The 21,238-nt window shown below is 67.1% G+C and carries 16 protein-coding genes and 1 pseudogene; 1 reads left to right on the top strand and 16 read right to left on the bottom strand.

The window, feature by feature from the left end; genetic code table 11:
• Nucleotides 1-186 precede the first annotated feature (186 nt).
• The 6 genes and pseudogenes from CJ028_RS12535 to CJ028_RS12560 form a co-directional block, all read right to left on the bottom strand.
• A complete protein-coding gene (locus CJ028_RS12535) occupies nt 187-1,122 on the bottom strand; it encodes a serine hydrolase (protein WP_105035671.1) in 936 nt (311 codons plus the stop codon).
• Between the two features lie 104 nt (nt 1,123-1,226).
• A complete protein-coding gene (locus CJ028_RS12540; RefSeq protein ID WP_105035557.1) occupies nt 1,227-3,191 on the bottom strand; it encodes a M13 family metallopeptidase in 1,965 nt (654 codons plus the stop codon).
• A gap of 212 nt (nt 3,192-3,403) precedes the next feature.
• Nucleotides 3,404-3,676 (bottom strand): annotated as a pseudogene (locus CJ028_RS12545) (hypothetical protein); the annotation flags it as partial.
• Between the two features lie 42 nt (nt 3,677-3,718).
• On the bottom strand, nt 3,719-5,137 hold the full coding sequence (locus CJ028_RS12550) for an NAD(P)(+) transhydrogenase (Re/Si-specific) subunit beta (protein ID WP_105035558.1): 1,419 nt from the start codon (nt 5,135-5,137) through the stop codon (nt 3,719-3,721).
• 2 nt (nt 5,138-5,139) lie between these two features.
• Nucleotides 5,140-5,460: an NAD(P) transhydrogenase subunit alpha part 2 gene (locus CJ028_RS12555; protein ID WP_105035559.1), complete on the bottom strand. Its 321-nt coding sequence runs from the start codon at nt 5,458-5,460 to the stop codon at nt 5,140-5,142.
• A gap of 2 nt (nt 5,461-5,462) precedes the next feature.
• Nucleotides 5,463-6,578, bottom strand: a complete 1,116-nt coding sequence (locus tag CJ028_RS12560) for an NAD(P) transhydrogenase subunit alpha (protein WP_205684027.1) — start codon at nt 6,576-6,578, stop codon at nt 5,463-5,465.
• A gap of 534 nt (nt 6,579-7,112) precedes the next feature.
• Between CJ028_RS12560 and CJ028_RS12565 the strand changes: the two genes are divergently transcribed.
• Nucleotides 7,113-8,393, top strand: coding sequence for an MATE family efflux transporter (locus CJ028_RS12565; protein WP_105035561.1), 1,281 nt, complete (start codon nt 7,113-7,115; stop codon nt 8,391-8,393).
• On the opposite strand, the gene CJ028_RS12570 is transcribed toward CJ028_RS12565, so the two are convergent.
• The 10 genes from CJ028_RS12570 to CJ028_RS12620 form a co-directional block, all read right to left on the bottom strand.
• On the bottom strand, nt 8,390-9,880 hold the full coding sequence (locus tag CJ028_RS12570) for an aldehyde dehydrogenase family protein (RefSeq protein WP_105035562.1): 1,491 nt from the start codon (nt 9,878-9,880) through the stop codon (nt 8,390-8,392). The genes CJ028_RS12565 and CJ028_RS12570 overlap by 4 nt on opposite strands.
• Entirely contained in the window at nt 9,877-10,560 is a 684-nt protein-coding gene (locus CJ028_RS12575; RefSeq protein WP_105035563.1) for an HD domain-containing protein, read from the bottom strand. The genes CJ028_RS12570 and CJ028_RS12575 overlap by 4 nt, the downstream gene beginning before the upstream one ends.
• A gap of 4 nt (nt 10,561-10,564) precedes the next feature.
• The gene (locus CJ028_RS12580; protein WP_105035564.1) at nt 10,565-11,830 is read right to left on the bottom strand and encodes an NAD(P)/FAD-dependent oxidoreductase; all 1,266 of its coding nucleotides are present in this window, start codon (nt 11,828-11,830) and stop codon (nt 10,565-10,567) included.
• Between the two features lie 3 nt (nt 11,831-11,833).
• Nucleotides 11,834-12,145, bottom strand: coding sequence for a 2Fe-2S iron-sulfur cluster-binding protein (locus tag CJ028_RS12585; protein ID WP_105035565.1), 312 nt, complete (start codon nt 12,143-12,145; stop codon nt 11,834-11,836).
• A 10-nt stretch (nt 12,146-12,155) separates the two neighbouring features.
• Nucleotides 12,156-12,938: an SDR family NAD(P)-dependent oxidoreductase gene (locus CJ028_RS12590; RefSeq protein ID WP_105035566.1), complete on the bottom strand. Its 783-nt coding sequence runs from the start codon at nt 12,936-12,938 to the stop codon at nt 12,156-12,158.
• Complete coding sequence (locus CJ028_RS12595; RefSeq protein ID WP_105035567.1) at nt 12,931-14,847, bottom strand: PEP-utilizing enzyme; 1,917 nt, start codon at nt 14,845-14,847, stop codon at nt 12,931-12,933. The genes CJ028_RS12590 and CJ028_RS12595 overlap by 8 nt, the downstream gene beginning before the upstream one ends.
• A 67-nt stretch (nt 14,848-14,914) precedes the next feature.
• Nucleotides 14,915-17,344, bottom strand: a complete 2,430-nt coding sequence (locus tag CJ028_RS21425; RefSeq protein WP_240607237.1) for a cytochrome P450 — start codon at nt 17,342-17,344, stop codon at nt 14,915-14,917.
• A gap of 103 nt (nt 17,345-17,447) precedes the next feature.
• Complete coding sequence (locus CJ028_RS12610) at nt 17,448-18,254, bottom strand: IclR family transcriptional regulator (protein ID WP_105035568.1); 807 nt, start codon at nt 18,252-18,254, stop codon at nt 17,448-17,450.
• A gap of 114 nt (nt 18,255-18,368) precedes the next feature.
• Complete coding sequence (locus CJ028_RS12615; RefSeq protein ID WP_105035569.1) at nt 18,369-19,649, bottom strand: ABC transporter ATP-binding protein; 1,281 nt, start codon at nt 19,647-19,649, stop codon at nt 18,369-18,371.
• Nucleotides 19,649-21,229, bottom strand: a complete 1,581-nt coding sequence (locus CJ028_RS12620) for an ABC transporter permease (RefSeq protein ID WP_105035570.1) — start codon at nt 21,227-21,229, stop codon at nt 19,649-19,651. Before CJ028_RS12620 ends, CJ028_RS12615 begins: the two co-directional genes overlap by 1 nt.
• Nucleotides 21,230-21,238: the final 9 nt, after the last annotated feature.

Below are 21,238 nucleotides of genomic sequence, written 5' to 3' on the forward strand. Positions count from 1 at the left end.
TCTACTTGGGCCCAATTCCACCCAGTGACCCAGGCCGATTGGCGGGAGTGACTGGCGCGCGAACCAGTGGCGCCCCAAGGAGGCCCCGGTCGCCGAGGTGCGAGTCTTGGGTTGTTGAACCGATTGAATCGGCTCGAGACTCTCGCCTCGGCGCGCGAAAATCCCGAGGCGGCCGAACGGGCGCGCTCAGTGCACGTACTCCAGCAGATCAGCACCGACCGCGCGCATGCCGCCCTGAACCGCGAGCCGCGTCATGAGCCGGGTATCGTCGAACATCAGCGTGACGGCGTAGGTCACTCCGGCACGCGGACCGCGCAGAATTCCCACCTCGCTGCGCACCCCCGTGGCCGTTCCGGTCGTGTTGACCATGAGCAGGCCGTGGTCGCTCTCCCGGTGCGCCAATGGATCGAGTCCGAACGCACCGGCAACGAGCGACAGGTCGGTGTTGAGCGACAGCCAGCCAATCACCCGCGCGCTGGTCTCGGCATCGACGATTTCGCCGCGGGCGAGCGCGGTGAACAGCCAGGTGAGCTCCTTGGCGCTGCCCACCGACAGCTGTGGGGCGTCATCCGGGCCGCGCTTGTCGCGCACGAGGTCGAGCAGCGCCGTGCGACTGAGGCCAAGCTGCTCGGTGCGGGCGCGCACCGAGTGCAGCCCGACGGCACGAATGAGCACGTTCGTCGCGAGGTTGTCGCTGGTCGCGCCGACCAGGGCGGCGAGGTCGGCGACGCCGAGCCGCGAAATCTGCAGGTGCTGCCAGATTCCAGAATCGCCCACGGCATCCGCAGTCAACCGCTCGAGCATCGTGGCCAGGCCGAACTCGGCATCCTGCAGCCGGGCCGCCACCTCGATCAGCAGGAGCACCTTGCCAACGCTCGCCGTGGGCATCGACACGTGATCGTCGACCGAGAACAGCACCCGCCCGGTCGCGAGGTCGGTCGCCCGCGCCGAAACCTGCACCCCGTTGAGGGCGAGGTCGCCGAGGGACGCGAAGCCGCGGGCGAAGTTCTCCGGCGAATCGGTCGTGCGGTGTTTACCGCCGGGAAGCGCCGCGTGGCGGGAACGGGCCGGGCCAGCATCCGCTCGACTGGTAGCAGCGCTGTCGCCGTCACGCCTGGACAAGACCACTGGGTCTATCCCTTCTTCGGCAAACGCCCCGCGCCTGCCTCATCCCCGGCTCAGAAGAGCTCGTTCTTACACTAACCCCAGTCGGGGGGACAATTGCGCTACCAGATGGTGACGCGCTTCTCGGGGGCGAGGTAGAGGGCATCCGCTTCGCCCACCTGGAACGCCTCGTAAAACGCGGGAATGTTGCTGACGATCTGGTTGCAGCGAAACTCGTTCGGCGAGTGCGGGTCGATGGCCAGCAAGCGGATGGCCTCAGCGTCGCGCAATTTCATTTGCCAGGCCTGGGCCCAGCTGAGGAAGAATCGTTCAGCGCCGGTGAGGCCGTCGATGACCGGGCTTTCTGAACCGTTCAACGAGAGCAGGTAGGCCTTCCAGGCGATGGAGAGCCCGCCGAGGTCTCCGATGTTCTCGCCGATGGTGAGCGCACCGTTGACGGTGTTGCCCGGGATGGCTTTCGGTTCGAGGCCCTCGAACTGGGCGATCAGCGCGGTCGTGCGCGTTTCGAACGCGGCCTTGTCGTCGGCGGTCCACCAGTCGATGAGGCGTCCGTCGCCGTCGTACTTGGAGCCCTGGTCGTCGAAGCCGTGGCCGATCTCGTGGCCGATGACCGCGCCGATCGCACCGTAGTTGGCGGCCGGGTCGCGCGCATCGTCGAAGAACGGAAACTGCAAGATGGCGGCCGGAAAGACAATTTCGTTGAATCCGGGGTTGTAATAGGCGTTGATGGTCTGCGGGGTCATGAACCATTCGTCGCGGTCGAGCGGCTTGCCGATCTTGCCGAGCTCACGCTGAAACTCGAATTCGCCGGCGGCCTTGACGTTGCTGATCAGGTCGTCGGCGGTGATCGCGAGGCTCGAATAGTCGCGCCATTTCACCGGGTAGCCGATTTTCGGCGTGAATTTGCTCAGCTTCTCGAGGGCTCTCGTGCGTGTTTCTTCGGTCATCCAGTCGAGGGTGCCGATGCTGTTCTCGTAGGCCGCGACGAGGTTGGCCACGAGCACGTCCATGCTCTCCTTGGCGCTGGGCTTGAAGTGGCGCTGCACGTAGATGCGGCCGACGGCCTCGCCGAGCGCGCCCTCGACCAGGGAGACGCCGCGCTTCCAGCGGTCGCGCAGCTGCGGGGTTCCGCTCAGGGTGCGACCGTAGAAGTCGAAGTTCGCCTCGACGAATTCACCAGACAAATACGCGGCACTCGAGCGGATGACCTGCCACCGCAGCCAGTCCTGCCACGATTCAAGGCGGTCCTCGGTGAGGGCGGCGGCGAGGCCGACGATGTAGCTGGGCTCGCGTACGACGACCTCGGTGAGGGCACCGGCCGGGGCATCGAGGCCCTCGAGCCAGAGGTCAACGTCAGCGCCAGCGGCGAGCGCCGAGACCTGGTCCCAGGTGCGCAGGTTGTAGGTTTTCTCGCTGTCGCGGGTCGCGACCTTGTCCCAGTGGTGCGAGGCGAGTTCGGTTTCGAGGTCGAAGACGCGCGCTGCACGCTCGGCGGCGCCGACGAAACCGGCGAGGGTGAACATCCGCTCGAGAAACTGCTGGTACTTGGCGCGAATGTCGGCGAACTTCTCTTCGCGGTAGTACGACTCGTCGGGCAGGCCGATGCCGCCCTGCGCGATGAAAACGAGGTAGCGTTCCGGGTTGCCCGGGTCGTTGTCGACGTAGAGGTGGAAGGCACCGGCCACTCCGCCGCGTTCGAGGCGACCGAGAGTCGCGAGCAGTTCGGAGATGGTGGTGACCGCGTCGACCGCTGCGAGATCTGCGGCCAGCGGGGTGGCACCGAGCGCTTCGATGCGTTCTTCGTCGAGGAAGCTCGTATAGAGGTCGCCGAACTTGCGCTCGAGAGTGCCGGCGGGGGCAGTCTGTGCCTCGACGATGATCTCGCGAACGGCTTTCTCGGCGTCTTCGGCGAGCATCATGAAGGAGCCCCACCGGGCCTTGTCGGCGGGGATCTCGCTGCGCGCGATCCACTTTCCGTTCACGTGCCGAAAGAGGTCGTCTTGCGGGCGCACCTCCGGGTCGAGTTCGCTCTGGTTGATTCCGGATGCAGTCGCCAGCTCAGTCATGCGTTCAGCCTATCCGGGTGGGGTGACAGGGAGCCGTATGTGGCGGGCGCTCGTGGGTTCGGCAGGTAGCCGCCCCCTCTTTGGCTGCGCGCTTCGGTAACCGGCGTAGCGCGTACCCAAATGGGGCGCGGTCGTGGGTGCACACGCCGCGGACAACTTCTATGAACGGATGCGCGCGGTCAGAGCCTCACGGGCGCGCGTCATCGATGTGCCGGGGTGACGCCCGTCTTTTCGGTGAGCGAAGCATGCGTTAGTGCTTCCAGCCGGGACATGCCGCGGCCCGTGTAGATGACCCGCACGTGGCGGAAGTCGTCGACGAGTTGAAAGAGGTCACGGTCGCCGGTGATGATGTCGACCCGCCATTGCGGGCGCCAGTCGTTGTCCCAGCAGGCCACGATCCGCCGAGCGCATGCCCGCGCCCGATCCTGGTCGCCGCGCCAGGTACGGGTGGGCGCGCCATCTGTAGGTGGCGCGGCGACCCGCAACTGGCGCGGCGATGGCGGTGGTGCGGCGTCGGGCGCGGCCACCTAGAGCGCCTTGAGCTCCTCGGTCACCTGGGCGACGGACTTCTTCGCGTCGCCGAAGAGCATCGTCGTGTTGGCCGCGAAGAACAGCGGGTTTTCGATGCCGGCGAAGCCCGAGCTCATCGAGCGTTTGAGCACGATCACTGACCGGGATTCGGTCACGTTGAGCACGGGCATACCGAAGATGGGCGAGTTCGGGTCGGTGCGCGCCGCGGGGTTGGTGACGTCGTTGGCGCCGACGACGATGGTGACGTCGGTTCGCGAGAACTCGCCGTTGATGTCGTCCATCTCCTTCATCGCGTCGTAGGAGACATCGGCTTCGGCGAGGAGCACGTTCATATGCCCCGGCATGCGCCCGGCCACCGGGTGGATCGCATACTTGACCTCGATGCCGCGGGATTCGAGGGCCTTGGCCATGTCCTTGACGGCGTGCTGTGCCTGGGCGACGGCGAGGCCGTAGCCGGGCACGACGATGACCTGGTTGGCGTAGGCGAGCTTGATGGCGGCATCCGCTGCTGAAGTGGATTTCGCGTGCTGGTCACCGCTGCTCGTGGCCGCAACGCCCGTGGAGCCACCACCAAAGCCGCCGGCCACGACCGAGAGAATCGACCGGTTCATGGCCTTCGCCATGAGGTTGGTCAGGATGGTGCCCGACGCCCCGACGATCATGCCGGCGACGATCATCGCGATGTTGTTCAGGGCGAGGCCCGCCGCTGCCGCCGAGAGCCCGGTGAGAGCATTCAGCAGCGAGATGACCACGGGCATGTCTGCACCGCCGATCGGGAGCACGGTCGTGACCCCGAGGATACCGGCCAGGATCAGAATGGCACCGAACCAGACGGGATCCGCCCCGGTATTGGCCGAGCCGATCCCCACGATCACGGCCGCGACGACGGAACCGAGGAACAGGATCGCGTTCAGCGGCTGCTGCAACCGGCCGACCGACAGCGGATGCCCGGGCAGAATCTGCTGCAGTTTCATAAAGGCGACGATCGACCCCCAGAACGACAACGACCCGATGATGGCCGCGAACAGCGAAGCGATCACGAGCGGAAGCACCGGGCCGGACGCAGCGCGGAGGCCGGTGAAGCCGTCACTTTCGATAAATTCGCCCCAGGCGATGAGGGCGACGGTTCCGCCACCGACGCCGTTGAACAGGGCGACGAGCTGCGGCACCGCCGTCATCTTCACCTTGCGGGCGGGCGGGATGCCGATGATCACGCCCACGACGAGGGCGGCGATGATCACCAGCCAGCTGCTGGTCTCGCGGATGTGGATCAGAGTCGCGATGAAGGCGACGCCCATGCCGGCCGCGGCGATCTTGTTGCCGCGCACGGCAGACCGGGGCGCCGTCAGCCCCGACAATCCAAGAATGAACATGGCGAACGCGACGATATAGAGGGCGTAAACGAGGATGTCCATGGTCAGTTCTTCCCGTCGGTTGCACCGGTGGCGGGGCGGGTCTTGAACATTGCGAGCATGCGGTCGGTCACGACGAACCCGCCGATGACATTCACCGTTCCGAACACGATCGCCACGAACGAGATGATCTGCAGCGGGACGCTCGGGTTGTGCGCGGTGCCGAGCACCACGAGGGCACCGAGCACAACGATGCCGTGGATGGCGTTGGTGCCCGACATGAGCGGGGTGTGCAGCGTGTTGGGCACCTTGGAGATGACGGCGAAGCCGATGAAGCCCGAAAGCACGAGAATGGCGATGTTCGCCAGAAAGCCGGTGTAGTCCATGGTCAGATCCTGTTCGTGACCGAGGCGCGCGTCACGCAGGAGAGCGCCACCACGTCGTCGGAATAGTCGGGGTCGAGTCGGCCGTCCCGCACGAGCAACTCGAGCAGGGCGGTGAGGTTCTTCGAGTAGAGCTCGCTGGCGTGCTCTGGCATGGTCGAGGGCAGGTTGAGCGGGGACGCAACGGTGACGCCGCCGATGACCACGGTCTCGCCGGGAACGGTGAGTTCGCAGTTGCCGCCGGTCTCCCCGGCCATGTCGATCACGACACTGCCCGGTTTCATGCCGTGCACGGCCGCAGCGGTCACCAGCCGCGGCGCCGGGCGGCCCGGCACGAGGGCGGTGGTGATCACGACGTCGAACGTGGAAATCGCCGCCTCCAACGCGGTCTGCTGCGCGGCACGCTCCTCCGCGGTGAGCTCGCGGGCATAACCGCCGTCACCGGCCGCATCGATCCCCAGGTCGAGCCACTGGGCTCCCACCGATCGCACCTGATCGGCGACCTCCGGCCGTACGTCATAACCGGTTGCACGACCACCGAGCCGTTTGGCGGTCGCGAGAGCCTGCAACCCCGCCACGCCAACGCCGAGCACGAGCACACTCGCCGGCTTGACCGTGCCGGCCGCCGTGGTGAGCATCGGAAAGAACCGGGTCGACAGCGACGCCGCAAGGATGACCGACTTGTAGCCGGCCACGTTGGCCTGCGACGAAAGAGCATCCATCACCTGGGCCCGCGAGATGCGCGGGATCGCCTCCACCGCGTAACCGACGATGCCCGCGTTCTGCAGGGCGGCGATCTTGTTCTCCGTGTTGCGCGGTGCGAGGAACCCGATCAGGGTCGCGCCTGCCCTGAGCCGAACGATCTCGGTATCGGTGGGCGGAGCGACCTTGAGCACGATGTCGGCGCTCCAGGCATCACCGATGGTGGCGCCGGCGTCGACGTAGAGGTTGTCACCCATGAGGGCTTCCTCGCCCGCGCCGGACTCGACGACAACGTCGAGTCCCTTCGCGACCAGCGACGCGACGGCTCGCGGCACCAGGGCAACGCGCCGCTCATCCGCCCCGCTCTCGCGAACGACGCCGATACTGGGTGCCTCGGGCTGTGGTTGGTTATCAGGCACGATGGAGCCTTTCAAAGCGGATGTCCGCACACTCGTCACTGAGGCGGCACACATCCTTGCGGTCTGGAAGAGGTACCTGGGCCAGAAATGTTGTTACCGGCGCGTACCCGAAGCGTCCACGATCGGCAGAAGCTCCTGGAACGAACCTATCCAAGTGCGGCGTGGGATAGGCCTCTTTCGGGATAGCAATTTATGAAAGATTCGGCATTCTTATCAATTCCGCAGGTTGCCCGGGTCGACTGGAGCCGATTTCACAGATTGAGCATTCGGCATCCGTTGTGCATTGTTGGCATTCTTGGCAGTTTCCAGGAGTGCGGCGGGTGGGCTGGTGGGCGCGCCCGGTACAGGTGGGCGCGCCCACTATAGGTGGCGCGGTGGCCCGTAGTTGGCGCGGCGACCGCGGAGGGTTGCGTGCACGCGGCGCCGTGCGTGGTGAGCGCGGCCGGCAGAGTGCGGCCGGCGCGCCCGCCGTAGAGTCGAAGCATCAACATTTTTCGGGCTCAGCCCATCGACCGGGACATTCTGCGGCTCGCCGTGCCCGCACTCGGCGCGCTCGTGGCCGAGCCCCTGTTTCTGCTGGCCGATTCGGCCATGGTCGGGCACCTCGGAACGACACCGCTGGCCGGACTCGGCCTGGCCAGCGCTGTGCTGCAGACCATCATCGGTCTCATGGTCTTTCTCGCCTACAGCACCACCCCGGCCGTGGCCCGCTGGCTCGGGGCCGGCGACACGCGCCGGGCGGTGTCGGTCGGGATCGACGGGCTCTGGCTTGCCCTCGGCCTGGGCGTGCTGCTCGCGGCCTTCGGCCTGCTCGCTACCCCGGCGCTGGTCGGAGCGTTCGGCGCCGAAACGGCCGTGACAGCGGATGCCGCCAGCTACCTCGGCATCTCCATGTTCGGCCTGCCCGCCATGCTGCTGGTGTTCGCCGCCACCGGGCTGCTGCGCGGCCTGCAGGACACCCGTACCCCGCTCTACGTGGCCAGCATCGGTTTCGGCGCGAACATCGCGCTCAACTACGTGTTCATCTACCTGCTCGACTGGGGCATCGCCGGCTCGGCCGTCGGCACCGTCGTGGCTCAGTGGGGCATGGTCACCGTCTACCTCGTTGTGGTCACCAAACACGCCCGGCACCACCTCGCGCCGCTGCGTCCGCATCGAAAAGGCATGTTGCTCGGCGCCCGGAGCGGCGGCTGGCTATTCCTCCGCACACTGAGCCTGCGCGCCGCCATGCTGCTCGCGGTGTTCGTCGCCGCGCAGCTCGGCTCCCCCGAACTCGCCGCCTTTCAGATCGCCATGACCCTGTTCGCGACGCTCGCCTTCGCCCTCGACGCCCTCGCGATCGCCGCCCAGGCCCTCGTCGGGCGCGGCCTCGGCGCCGGAGATGTGGCGCAGGTTCGCGCTGTGCTCCGCCGGTGCCTGGAGTGGGGCCTACTCGCCGGCCTCGTTCTCGCGGTCGTCGTGATCGGCACGAGCGGGGTGCTCGGGCACGCATTCACGAATTCTGACGCGGTCACCCGGCTGCTGCCGGCAACCCTGATCGTGCTGGGGGCATCCGTCCCCCTCGGCGCGGTCGTGTTCGTGCTCGACGGTGTGCTGATCGGAGCCGGCGACGCCCGATACCTGGCCCTGACCGGGCTGATCAACTTCGCCGTCTTCGTACCGCTCGCTGTCGCCGTGCTGCTGTTGGCGCCAGCGGGAGCGCCCGGGCTCGCGCTGCTCATGGCAGCGTTCGCGCTCGGCTACCTCGGAGCGCGGGCTGTGACGCTCGGCCTGCGCGCCCGCAGCCTGGCCTGGATGGTCATCGGCGCGCGCTAAACCGTCGAGCGGATGCGGCGGTGCACCGACTGCGGCGAGAGATAGGCCTTGAGCCCCTCCGGTCCGAACTCGGCGCCGAGGCCCGAATCGTGCCGGCCGGCGAACGGCGCTGCATGGTTGGAGGCGAAGAAGCCGAGGCCGACCGATCCGGTATCGAGGCGCCCGGCGAGCGCGAACGCCCGGTCGGGGTCTGCGGAGAAGATCGTGCCGCCGAGCCCGAATGACGTGTTGTTGGCGAGCGCCACTCCCTCGTCGATCGAGGAGTAACGCAGGATCGACAGCACCGGTCCGAAGATCTCTTCCCGGGCGATGCGCATGTCCGGCGTCACGTCGGCGAACACCGTCGGCTTCACGAAAAATCCCAGATCAAAGCCGGAAGGCACGTCGCCGCCGGTGGTAGCGCGGGCACCTTCGGACACGCCGCTGCGAAGATACTCGCGCACGGTCTGCTCCTGGGCGCGCGTGGCAGCCGGCCCGAACACGGTGTCGGGCTCCATCGGATCGCCCTGTTTGGCAGCCGCGATGGTGGCGGTGACCATATCGACGAGCTCGTCGTAGCGCTCGGCCGGGGCGAGAATTCGGGTCGAAATGTAACAGGTTTGCCCGGTGTTGCGCAGGCAGGTGCGAATCAGCACCGTCGACAGGGCGTCGAGGTCGACGTCGGGCAGCACGAGCGCCGACGACTTTCCCCCCAGTTCGAGCGTGACCGGTCGCAGCAACTGCCCGCAAGCCCCGGCGATCGTGCGGCCGACCGGGGTCGACCCGGTGAAGGCCACCTTGTCGATGCCGCGGTGCTTGACCAGCGCGTCGCCGAACGAGCCGGGGCCGGTGACGAGGTTGATCACCCCGGCGGGGATTCCAGCGGCGACGGCGGCGTCGATGATGAGCCGCACCGACAGCGGCGTCGGCGAGGCCGGTTTGATCACGACGGTGCAGCCGGCCATCAGGGCCGGCGCGAGCTTGGCGACGACGAGGTTGATCGGAAAATTCCACGGCGCGATTAGCGCGCAGACCCCGATCGGGTCCTGCCGCACCACGGTTTCGCCCGATCCGTCGGGAAAGGGGCGAACGTCGGGCGTCTCGAGCAGGCCGGCGAGCGAGGCGAAGTAACGAAAAATCGAGGCGGCGTTGCCGGCGGCCCGCGAGGATTCCGCAACCGGCGACCCGTTCTCCCAGGTGTTGGTGTGCGAGATGGCCTCGGCGCGCTTGTCGACCTCGTCGGCCAGCCGCAGCAGAAAGCCGGCGCGGTCTGTGGGGGTCAGGGCGCGCCATCCGCTGAACGCACGGCGGGCGGCCCCCACGACACGGTCGAGATCGGCGACGGACGCCTGCGGCACCGACCCCCAGACCTCCTCCGTTGCCGGGTTGGTCACCAGGGTACGGCCGACACCGGTGGCCGGCGACCAGTCTCCGTCGATGAAGAGGTCGTCGGTGTGCCGGTAGGGCAGGTTGGCGGTCACCGGCTTAGCGTCTACCAGGCTGGTCATGCGCCGCTGCCGTCGAGCGCGGGCGCGTCGATGCCGGTGGCCAGCACCTCCGTTTGTAGCAGGGCTTCGGCGCGGTCGAGCTCGGTGAGAGCCATCTCGTGTGCGGCCGCGGTGATCAGCTCGGGAAGGATGTCGGTGCGCAGCCGCCGGCAATAAGCGGATGGCTCCTGGCCGAACCAGCCGGAGGCGAGCGCGATGCCGGTGGTGGTGAAGCGCCAGAGGCGATCCGCGTCGCGCACGAGGGAATCCTCGATCGAGTAGCTCTCGGTGCGGGTGTCGTGCCCATCGATGATGTCGGTGACGCGCGCCACGAAGTCCAGATCGTAGCCGAGAGCTGGCAGCACCTCGCGGGCGATCTCGCAGCCCTTGATCTCGTGTTCGTAGCGGATGTCGGCCTGCCGCCAGTTGGCGCCAAACCCCTCCGAAATAATTTTGGTCTCGTCGACCCGGGCCCAGCCGGTGTCGTGCAGCAGGATTGCCACGCGCACGACGAGCGCATCCGCCTCGGGGTAGGCCAGGCAGAGACGCTCGGCGAACGCGAACGAGATGGGAATGTGGATGTCATTCGAGCGCGAGCGCATCTCGGGGCGCACCGCCCGCCAGAGGGCGTTGAGGTCGACCGAGGTGACCCCCGCCGCGATGGGGGAGGTGTCGACGAGTTCTTCGGTCTGCAGTGTCATGGGGTCACTTTCCGATCAAAACGGGCACGGCAGGAAGGAATAGTTTCTTGAGCGGCAGCGACAGGTCGTCGGCGCGGTCTGCGGGCAGGTGCTGCCCGGAGTGCAGCATGGCGCGCACGGCGATGAAGTCGAGCGGCCGGTTCACGCAGTCGGCGGCGATGAGTTGCCCGGCGCGGTAGTACAGCACCGAGAACTTCTCGGTCTCGGGGTCACCGCGCAGCACGATCTGGTCGTGGCCGCCGCTGAGACCGGCGATCTGCAGTTTGAGGTCGGCCTGGTCGCTCCAGAACCACGGCACGGTCGAGTATTCGGCCGGCAGGCGAAGCAGCGTCGCGGCGGCGACCTTGGCCTGCTCGACCGCATTCTGCACGCTTTCAAGGCGAAGCCTCTCGATGCCGCCGGGGGTCAGCGAAGGGTTCGGCAGGTTGGCGCAGTCTCCCGCGGCCACGGTGAGGCCGTCGGAGCAGAGCGCGCTCGAGTCGACGACAATGCCGTTGTCGACCGCAAGACCGAGCTGTTTGGCTAGTTCGGTACGTGGGATGACGCCGACGCCAATGAGTACGACGTCGGCCGGGATCACGTCGCCGCTGGCCAGTTCGACCCCGGTCACCCGGTCGTGCGACCCGACAAATCGGCTGACCTGGGCGTTCAGGACCACCCGGGTGCCGCGGCGCCGGTGCGCCGCGAGGTAGAACGCGCTCGTCGCTTCGGAGACGGCTCGGCCGACGAGTCGGGGCGCAGCCTCCAGTACGGTCACGGTCTTGCCGGCAGCGCGGGCTCCGGCCGCTACCTCGAGTCCGATGAACCCGCCGCCGACGACGACCACGTTCTGGGCCGTGTGCAGTCTCTGTTCGAGAAGGGCGGCATCCGTTGCTGTGCGCAGGTAGCTGACGCCCCCGAGTTCACTGCCCTCGAATGGAATCTGGCGCGGAATGGCGCCGGTGGTGAGGGCGAGCCGGGCAAATTCGAACCGCCGGCCGGACTGCGCCGTGGCCACCCCGCCAGTCGAGTCGCGCTCCATGGAGACGATGCGTTCCCGCGTGACGAGCTCAATTCTGTGCTCGGCGTAGAACTCGTGGGTGCGAAAGGTGAGCGAGTCGGCCGTGGCGTCGCCCTTGAGAAACGCCTTCGACAGCGGCGGGCGTTGGTACGGCGCGTGCGGCTCTTCGCCGACGAGCACGATCGGCTCGGTATCGCCGAGTTCGCGCAGACTCGACGCGAGCTGCACGCCGGCCTGGCAGGCGCCAATGATGAGGGTTCCGGTTCGCATGGTCTACACCTGCGTTTCGGGAGTGGTGACGCGAATATCGGTGTCGCGCAGCTTGAGCTGGCAAGACAGCCGGGAGTTGGACTCGCGGTCGACGGCGGTGCCGTCGAGCATGTCGTCCTCGAGGTCCTCCATGGGAGGAAAGACGCTGTCGGCGCAGACGAAGACGTGGCAGGTGGCACAGGAGAGACTGCCGCCGCACTCGGCGACGATGCCGGGAACGCCGTTGCGCACGGCGGTCTCCATGACGGAGTCGCCGGCGAATCCCGCGACGGCCGTTTCACTGCCGGTGGCAGAAATATAGGTTACAGAGGGCATTGAGATCTCCTTACAAAAACTGTCGGCCACCGTCGACCACGAGGGTCTGGCCGGTGATGTAGCGGGAGCCGGGGCCGGCCAGAAACAGGGCGGCCCTGACGATGTCGTCGGGCTCGCTAGCCCGTTTGATGGAGCCGCGGTCGACGCCGTACTCGGCGGCGCCCTCGATCAGGCCGTAGCTGGCCTCGGTGAGGGTGAAGCCGGGGGCGATCGCGTTCACGGTGATATTGCGGTCGCCGAGTTCCTTGGCGAGCACCCGGGTGAGGGCGATCACGCCGCCCTTCGAGGCCACGTAGTGCGCCCACTGGGCGGATCCGCTGAGCACGGTCGCGCTCGACAAGTTGATCACCGCGGCCCCGTCAGCCAGATAGGGCGAGCAGGCGCGGGTGACCAGCCAGGGGCCCTTGAGGTTGACGGCCATCACACGGTCCCACTCGTCGACGTCGATCTCCTCGAACGGCGACCGGGTGATGGTGGCGTAGATCGCCGCGTTGTTGATGATGACGTCGATCCGGCCGTTCTCACCAGCGAACGCCGCGGCATCCGCTGCCAGCTGGGTGACTGAGTCGAGCTGCGTGACGTTAGCCGCGAGGGCGAGGGCGGTGCCGCCGGCCGCCTCGAGGAGCGCCACGGTCTGCTGAGCGCCCTCGAGGTTGGTGTCGGCGACGACCACCCGGTCACCCTGGGCCGCAAAGCCCAGGGCAAAGGCACGGCCCAGCCCGCCGGCGGCGCCGGTGATCAGCACCGTTCGAACAGGTCCAAGAGCGGGCTGGTCCGTGCGCGGATCAGGCATGGCTGCCTTCGAGAACGGGGCCGTCCAGCGCCTGCTCCAATTGAATGACCGCGTCGCCGGCCAGGCTGAGGTCGTGCTTGTGCCCCTCAGCGGCCTGATCGTCGACGATGGTGACGGTGCCGTTGTTGCCGTCGACGCGCAGCCACTGCCCGGTCACGATCTGCGACGAGGCTGTACCGGTTCCAGTGACGGCCGGCATGCCGTATTCCCGGCAGACGATGGCCGCGTGGCTCATCATGCCGCCGATGTCGGTGACCGTGGCCCGAATCTTGCCGAAGATCGGTCCCCACGACGGTGCCGTGACGGGGGCGACGAGGATGTCACCCTCCTGCACCTCGGACAGCTGGTCAGAGCTGCTAATGACCCGGGCCGGTCCTTCGGCCACACCGCTCGAGGCCGCCATGCCGCGGAATTCTCCCTCCGGTGCGTCGGAATCGCCGAGCCAGTTCTTGATCTGGTCGCTCGTGATGCCCCAGAGCATGAGGGTGAACGGTTCGGTGATGACGGCCGGTGGGGTGTTGAGGGCGGGCTGCGGGCGCTGCTGCTGCAGGGCATCCACTATGACGCGGCGACGCTCGACCTCCTCTGGCCAGTACGACGGGCCGATCGCCGGAGCGCCGACCGCCCAACCGGTGACGTAGTCAAACAGGGCCTCGCGCACCTCGTCGCGGCGCAGAAAGAACATGCCGTCGGCGTCAGGCCAGAAGCCTTGCTCCTGCAGCATCGCCGAAAGCTGGCGGGCCTTGCGCCAGAACACGCCCATGGTCCAGTGCTCGATGTAGAAGTTGTGGTTCTCGACGTAGGGGTAGACCTGGCGGGCCAGGCCGAGCTTGCCCTCGAAGGCGGCGAGCTGTTCGGGGCTGAGCAGCTCCGAGTACTCCTCAGTGATGCGGTCGCGTTCGGCGACCAGTTCGGCGACCGGGCGGTCGATGGTCTGGCCGGCCTGCAGGCGAGCGATGTAGTCGCTGATGTAGCCGAGCGGCAGTTCGAGGTGGTCGAGCCAGTACTTGTCGTGGGCGTAGAAACCGTTGCCGACGGTGAAGTTGAACCACGGGTCCTTCGCCTCGTTGAAGGCGGCGATCCACTCGGCACCGCAATTAGCCGCTTCGATGCCGGCCAGGGTCTGCTCCGGGTTCGCGGTGTTACCGAACAGGCCGGTCAGGCCCAGTTCGATGGCGAGCTTGGCGAGCTTTTTGAGCTCGTCGTCTGGCCGGAACAGCTCCATGTCCACGCCCTGCACCATCTTCGCGACGGCCTGGTCCGGAATGCCAGGAAAGACCTCCTTGCAGAAGCTGAAGAAGTCGAGGTAGGCCACGTAGCCGAGGTTGAGAAACTCGAAGTGGTACTGCCAGGCGCGGTAGGTGAGTGCGATCAGTGCGTCGTAATGGGCGAGCAGGTCGTTGTTCGGGCCGGTACCCTTGCCGCTCGTGACGTCATTGATAGCGACTTTGTCGGGCAGGGCGTCGAAGTTGAGCGCGCCCAGCTCGTCGATCGTGCCGCGAATCTTGCCCTGCCACTGCTCGAGCAGGGTCTCCCAGTTCTGAAAGTAGTGGCCGGCGCGCACCATGAACTCGGGCACGCGCGGGGCGATCTCCGCCTCGGGCACTCCCACCGGCGACATGAACACGTAGCCGTTGTGAATGCGAAACTCGATGCCGTTGGCCGGCGGAATGAGCAGGTGGCGAGTGTTGTACTGGCCGAGGCACGACACGGCGAACTCGAAGCCGATCGTCTCGAACGGCTTGGTCACGGTGGGCCAATGCTGGCTGTCGCAGAACCAGAACTTGGCCTCTTCGACCTCGCGGCGGTTCTCCTGGAACACCAGGTTGTAGGCGTATAGGTCTTTCCAGCCCTCGGCGCCCTCGGCCGGAGCCTGGTCATAGGGGCTGGGAAATGACTTCTCTGTCATAAGAAAACCGTTCTCGAAAGTGGTGCGCGGGTGAAATGACTTTCAAAGCGGATGGTGCAGGTCGGGTTTATATCGTTGGCTTACCGGCCTGCACCAGTAGTGATCGGGTGATGCTCTCGATGCCGAAGTGCCTATTAACAGCGGCGGCTGTGGGAGCGGGGGCGGCGGCATCCGTTTTCGTGCCGGAGGAGTGCACGGTCTCGGGACGGGACTGCAGCAGCAACAGGTTCTGCCCATCGGGCAGGTCACGGTCGAGGGCCCACTCGATGTCCTGGGGGCATCTGAAGTGCTTCTCGGCCTTCTTGGCGATGGTCGCGATGGCGGTGATCTCGGTCTCGCTGATCGAAAGTACGGCGCGGCGCGCGGCCGAGACCTCGAGTTCGACCAGTGCCCTGTTGGCCGCATCGGGTACGAGCTCGGCGTGCTTGTCGCCGATCACCCGCTTAACCACCATGAGCATGATCTTGTCGACGGTGACGTTGTCGGGGGTGACGAGGCCGGAGACGACGAGTTCGCCGAGGCCGTAGGAGGCCTCCATGACGATCTTGGAGCGGTCGCCAGTGGTCGGATCCATGGTGATGGCGACGCCGGCGGCGCGGGCGTTGACCATCTTCTGCACGGCGACGGCCATGGAGAGGCCCTCGTTCGGGATGTTGTTCCTGAGCCGATAGGTGATGGCGCGGGAGGTGAACAGTGACGCCCAGCAGCGACGGATGTGCTCGGTGACGTCGTCGATACCGTTCAGCCAGAGATAGGTGTCTTGCTGGCCGGCGAAGCTCGCGTCGGGCAGGTCTTCAGCCGTAGCAGAGGAGCGCACGGCCACCGGAACCGGCCCGCTGAACCTGGTTTGGAGCGCGTGGTACGCGGCAACGAAGTCGGCGCGCACGTCGGCGGGCACCGGGCGGCTTTCGATCTCGAACCGCAATTGGGCCGAGACCCGGTCGACCTCGGCCACGTCGTCGACGTCGAGGTTGGCCAGCAGCGCGTGAATGTCCTGCTCAATACCGGCGGCCGCGATGAAGGCGTCGTAGGAGGCCGTAGTGATGGCGAATCCGGGCGGCACCGGCATGCCGGCCTGGGTGAGGGCGACCAGCGAGGCGCATTTGCCGCCGAGCAGGTCGTGGCGGGGCGCATCCGTCCCATCAAAGAATTGAATGTACGGTGTGGTGGTCATGCCCGTTTCTCCCCAGGTAACGGGCACAGCGGTGGGCGCCCTAAACGACAGATTGTCTCCGAACACGATTCTTTCGGCGTCGATCAGGCGCAGTCCGGGGGCCGCCTTCAGGGTCTCTTCGACGACGATCTTGTCTTGCATCTTGGCGAGCATGTTGCCGAGGCAGTAGTGGATGCCGACGCCGAACGACAGGTGGTTGCGGGCGTTCACCCGGTTGATGTCAAAAATTTCAGGCTGTTCGAAGGTGCCAGGGTCGCGGTTGGCCGACCCCATCAGCAAGAGGATGTTCGACCCGGCGGGTATCTGCACGCCGCCGATCTCGGTGTCGACCAACGCCTTGCGTCGCCAGCCCACGATGCTCGGGGAGAAGCGCAGCGTCTCGTCGATCGCGGCCGAGATACGGCTCGGGTCCTCGATGAGCTTCTGCCACTCGGCGGGATGGGCGAGCAGCTCGCGAATGGTGTTAGAGATGAGCGTGGTGGTGGTCTCGTGGCCGGCGAAGAGCAGGCTGTAACAGACCGAGGCGATCTCGTGGTCGGAGATCTCGGAGCCGGTGGACTGCGCCTGCACGAGGTCGAAGACGAGGTTGTCGCCGTTGTCGCCCTTCGCGAGCTGCTCGTGCGCGTTGGAGACGAGGCGCAGGCACTCGGTCCAGTAGTCAACGAGGTTGTGCGCGTGCGGAATCTGCTCGTCGTCGCTCAGGTCGCCCCAGGTCATCGCCGCGCGGGAATCGGACCACTTCTTGTAGGTCGAGACCATCTCAGGCCCCACACCGAGCAAGCCAAGGATCGTGATCGTGGGGATGTCCACCGCGACGTCTTTCAAGAAGTCGCCTTGTCCGGTGGGGTGGGCCAGCATCTGCTGCAGCAGGCGCGCGGTGTTCTCGCGAATGGTGGGTTCGAGGGCCTTGTAGCGACGGGGCGTGAATTCCTTCTGCACGATGGCGCGCATACGGGTGTGCTCAGGGGGAATGCGAGCGCTGAGGCCGGAGTAGGCGGTGAAGCCGCCGTCGTTCATGATTTTGGTGGCCGCGGCGCCGCGGGCCCGCACCGGGGCCTGGGCGTTCTCGCTGCTGAAGACCTTCCAGTTGTCGAAAATGGCCTTCACGTCGTCGTAGCGGGAAACGACGAAGTAGCCGATCTCGTCGTCAAACATGACCGGTTCGTTGTCGCGCAGCGCGGTGTACGAGGGGAACGGATCGGTCATGGCGAACGGGGCATAACCGTGGTTCTTGGTGTTGGAACCGTGTTCCGGGGCGCCGTGGGCGACCGGGCATTGGCCGGTTGCGGCGGTCGGGTGGGCGGGTGCGGACTGAGCGGTCACGATGGCTCCTTGTTTGCTTTTCTCAACTTTGAGGTCGACGAGGTCTGTCTAAGGCGCGTGGGTAACGAAATACTCCGGACCATCCCACTGGATGGAAGTGGCTTCACTGTTGGGTGGGTTTTTGCATGCTGGCCGGCACGCGCAGGGCGGCGGCCGGCAGGTGCGCGATTCCGGCCTGGATGCGCTGCGCGGTGCCCTGCAGCACGGGCAGGTAACGCTCCAGCTGGTGGGCGCGAGAGGTAGGCAGCACGATGCCGAGCGCTCCGAAAATTTGACCGGGAGATTGGAATACCGGCACCGCGAGCGAGCACGAGCCCTGCCGCACTTCTTCGGAGGCGAGCGCGAATCCGGATTCCTTGATCTTGGCGAGTTCCCGGCGCAACTCGGCTGGGTCGGTCTTGGTGAGCGGGGTGCGGCGCACGAGTTCACCGTCGAGCACGGCGTTCTGCACCCACTCCTCCTCGAAAGCGAGAATGGCGCGACCAACGGCGGTGGCGTGCAAGGGCAGGCGTCCGCCGACCCGGCCGGCCTGCGGCACGCGCCGGCTGCCGTAGACCCGGTCGATGTAGAGCACCTCGGCGCCATCACGAATGGCGAGGTGCACGGTCTCCTGGGTGAGCCCGAACAGGTCTTGCAGGTAGGGGCGGGCGACATCGCGCAGCTTGCGACCGGCATGCTGGCCTAGTTCCCACAGGCGCAGGCCAATCTGGTAGCGGCCCTGGGCATCCCGTTGCACGGCACCCCACGTCTCGAGTTCGCCGAGCAGGCGGTGAGCTGTGCTCTGCGGCAGCCCACTTTCCCGGCTGATCTCCGACAGCGAGCGAGCGGATGCACTGTGCTCGAACGCCGCCAGGAGGCTCAGCACGCGGCTGGTCACCGACTGGCCGGGGGCGTTCGCGCGACCGGCCATGGTGCCTCGTTTCAAGTTTTTCGCGCGCCGTCATCGCGCTGGCAGGCTCACTCTAGCCAGCGGCGGCCCGGCGGCGCGAGGGTCGAAAGTCCCCCATTCGGGGCCCGGCCAGGGCTATGCGAGCGGGTAGGCGAGGGCGTTCTGACAGATGCCCAGCGTCACGCGGTCGCCGAGCCGGGGCAGGTCGGGCGCTGCAATGCGGGCGCGCACCGCCGTTTTCTCCGCGTCAGCGAGAGCGAAGCTGACCAGGGCATCGTGGCCGGCGTAGGCGATGGCCGTTACGACGGCATCCGTTGTTGGCTGGGCCGAACCTCGCGCGCCCAAGGTCAGCCATTCCGGGCGAAGCAGCACGCGCACGCTCGTTCCGTCGGCGGGAGTGGATGCTGCGCCCCGCTCGCCCAGTGGCGCACTCGACGACTGCTCGGGCCCTGGCTGCACGGGCACGGCCGGCGCTCCCATCCAGTCTGCAGCGACTGACCCCAGGGCACACTCCACCCGGCCGTTGCTCCACTGGCCGCCCTGTTCGACGGTGTCGCCGACGAATCCGGCGACCCACGGGTCTATCGGGCGTTCGTAGACATCCGCTGGAGTGCCGAACTGCAAAATCTCGCCGCCGCGCATGACGGCTACGAAGTCGGCGAGGGACAGCGCCTCTTCCTGGTCGTGAGTCACGAGCAGGCTGGTGTTGTGCTGGCCACGCAGCAGGGCGGCGACCTCGGTGCGCAGCGCCGCCCGCAGCAGCGGGTCGAGGGCCGCGAACGGTTCGTCGAGCAGCATAAGGTCGGGCCGCGGGGCGAGAGCACGGGCCAGCGAAACGCGCTGCGCCTGGCCGCCAGAGAGCTGGGCGGGGGCGCGATCCACGAGTTCGGCCAGACCCACCAGAGTGGCGAGCTCTGTGATGCGGGCCGCGCGGCTGGTCTGGCGACCTCGGTCGGGGCTGATCGGGGCCGGGGTGAGAAGGGTCGAATGCAGCGAGGCCGGTCGCGTGCGGGCCGCTCGCCCGCGTCGCGTGAGACCGGCGAGCAGCCCCCCGGAAGTCTCGCCGGGTTCGCAGTACAGGTCGTCGCTCTGCCTGGTGCGCGGCAGCCCGAAGCCGATGTTCTCGCCCACTGTGAGGTGCGGAAACAGTGAGGCGTCCTGCGGGACCCAGCCCATTCCGCGTTTCTCCGGCGCGCGCTGCACCCCGGGGCCGGTGACGAGGCGTCCGCCGACGGTAATGGTGCCGGCGGTGACCGGCAACAAACCCGCGACCGCGCGCAGGAGTGTGGTCTTGCCGCATCCGCTCGGACCGAGAACGGCCACGAGCGAGCCGCGCGGTATGTGCAGGCTGACGTCGTCGAGCACCCGCGTGTCACCGTAGGCGACGCGGAGCCCCTCGATCGATACCCAGCCCATCAGTTCTCCCTTGCCGTGCCGCGGATACCGGAGAGCAGCACCGCGGGCACCATCGCCACGAGCACGAGCGCCGCCGCATAGGGCGCTGCAGCGCCGAACTCGAACAGGGCCGTGCGACTCCACAACTCGGTCGCGAGCGTAGACACGCCCGTCGGCCGCAGCAGCAGCGTCGCTGGCAATTCTTTCATGGCAGAGATGGCCACGAGCAGTGCGCCGATCGCGATGCCGGGCAGGGCGAGGCGCGCGGTGACCCGCCACCAGGTTTGAAAAGCTGAGAGGCCGAGCATGCGCGAGACGTCGCCGAGGCTCGCCGGCACCGCAGCGATGCCGCTGCGCATGCTGCCGATGGCACGCGGCATGAACAGTACGACGTAGGCGAAAACCAGCACGAGCGAGGTTTGGTAGAACATCGGAACCGCAGCGAGCGCGAAAAAGACCAGCGAGAGGCCCACGACAATTCCGGGCAGGGCGTGGCCGAGAAAGCCCACGGCCTCGATCACGGCGACCAGGCGCCCCTGATGGCGAGCGGCGAGCGCGGCGATCGGCAGCGCCACGAGCACGGCCACTATGGCGGCGGTGAGCGCGAGCCCCAGGGTCGCGCCAATCGCTTCGACCAGGCGAGGAACGTCGATGGCGCGCAGGGTTTCGGCTTCGAGCAGGCGGCTGAGCAGTCCGACTACCGGAACCACCACCCCGGCGATCGGCGCGGCGAGCAGCACTGCGGCATAGAGCGGGGCCATTTTTCCGGGGGCCCGCGCCGGCATCGTGCTACGACCGGGCACACTGGAGACCTGGCGGCGGCTGCGACGTTCGCCGGCCACAACAACGAGCGCGAGCACCACGAGCACCAGCGCGAGCAGCGCGGCCTGATTGCGGTCGAAACTCGCGCCGTAGGCGGCGTTGATTCCCCAGGTGAGCGTCTGAAACCGCAGCATTGAGACGAGTCCGAAGTCACTCAGCGAGTAGAGACAGACCAGGAGCGCCCCGGCGATCGCGGCCGGACGAATCTGCGGCCAGGTCGCGGCCGCAAAAGCACGCAGCGGCCCGCGACCGAGGGTGCGAGCCACCGATTCCAGATCAGCGGATGCCCCGCGCAGCGCTGCCGCAACCGGAAGCGTCACGTAGGGGGTGCAGACCATGGTCATGACGAACCAGCTCGCCCAGAAGCCATGGAGGTGCGGAAACCAGACCAGCCAACCGTAGGCAGCGAGGTAGCTCGGCACCGCGAGCGGCAGCGCCGAAACCAGCAGCAGCGTGCGCTGGAACGGCAGACGGATGCGCGTGAGAATCCAGGCGCAAATCGTGCCGAGCACGAGGCAGGACAGGGTGACGGCCGCGGCGAGCAGCGCGGTGTTGATCGTGAGCTGCAGCACCCGCGGCCGCACGAGGGTGTCGAGCAGTTCAGTCAGGCCAGCTTCGGTCGTACGCACCACGAGGTAGACCAGGGGAATGGCGGCGGTCGCGGCGCACAGGGCGGCAAGCACGAGGAGCCAGGGTGGAGCACCGAAGCGGTATCGGGCAGGCGCGCGGAGCGGGGCTGGGGCATCCGTTTCGGGCGGCGGAAGGAGCAGTTCGGTCATGCGAAACTC

The organism is Cryobacterium aureum (assembly GCF_002954245.1).
In the GTDB taxonomy this organism is placed as follows: Bacteria; Actinomycetota; Actinomycetes; order Actinomycetales; family Microbacteriaceae; genus Cryobacterium; species Cryobacterium aureum.